The organism is Haloferax sp. Atlit-10N (assembly GCF_003586325.1).
Lineage (GTDB): Archaea > Halobacteriota > Halobacteria > Halobacteriales > Haloferacaceae > Haloferax > Haloferax prahovense.
On the sequence record NZ_PSYX01000049.1, the window covers coordinates 1 to 1,062 of the forward strand.

A 1,062-nucleotide genomic window follows, 5' to 3' on the forward strand; every position below is an offset into this window, starting at 1 on the left:
GGGGGAGACTCCAGAGAACATCTTCCTCTACGGTAAGACCGGGGTCGGCAAGACTGCCTCAACTAAATACTTCCTCAAGCAGCTCGAAGCAGATTCCGAACAGTACGATGACCTTGTCCTGCGGACGGTATTTTTGAACTGCGACGGACTGGAGACGAGCTATCGTCTGTGTATTGCACTCGTCAACCAGATGCGCTCGGCCTCCCAACAAATCTCTGAATCCGGTTACTCGAAGTCTGAAGCATATGCGATGCTGTGGGAAGAACTGGAATCGCGAGCTGGAACTGTCCTCATCGTTCTGGACGAGGTTGATCACATCAAATCCGGTGAAGACAGTATTCTGTACCAGTTGTCTCGTGCCCATGCTAATGGGAACGTCTCCGATACGAAGATCGGAATCATCGGTATCTCAAACGACTTGACATTCACAGATGACCTCTCACCAAAGGTCAAAAGCTCACTGTGTGAACGCCAACTTCACTTTCCAACGTACGACGCGACTGAACTCCAAGATGTCCTCCAACAGCGTGCCGATATCGCGTTCAAAGACGACGGACTCGATGAAGGAGTAATTCCACTCTGTGCTGCATACGGCGCTAAAGAAGCAGGTGACGCTCGTAAGGCTCTTGACTTACTACTAGAGGCAGGCGACGTTGCTCGCGAAAACAAACGCAGCTTAGTCACCGAAGACGACGTCAACCGAGCACAAAGCCGGCTGAAATCGAAGAAGGTCAGGCGTGGGATTCAGGGATTACACGAACACGACCACTACATACTCTATGCTCTCTGTGTGTTGGCTGCAAACGGCAAGATGCCTGCGCGTACACGTGTGATCTACCCACAGTATGAGCGAATCTGTGAAGCTGGCGATATCGACCCCCATACTTCTCGCTGGGTATCTGACCACCTTGACGAGCTCAAAATGCTAGGCTTGCTTTCGGTGACCGAAAAGAACCTTGGCCGGAAAGGTGGAAAATACCGGAAGTGGGACTTGAAGACTGACATCTCTAACATTCTTGACTCGATAGAAGAAACCCTGAAAGTAGTAGGAGTCCTTCGCAG

The 1,062-nt window shown here is 50.9% G+C and carries 1 protein-coding gene; it reads left to right on the top strand.

What is annotated here, in order from left to right; all coding sequences use genetic code 11:
- A partial coding sequence (locus tag C5B91_RS21100) for an orc1/cdc6 family replication initiation protein (RefSeq protein WP_119713018.1) occupies positions 1-1,062 on the top strand: 1,062 nt, incomplete at both ends.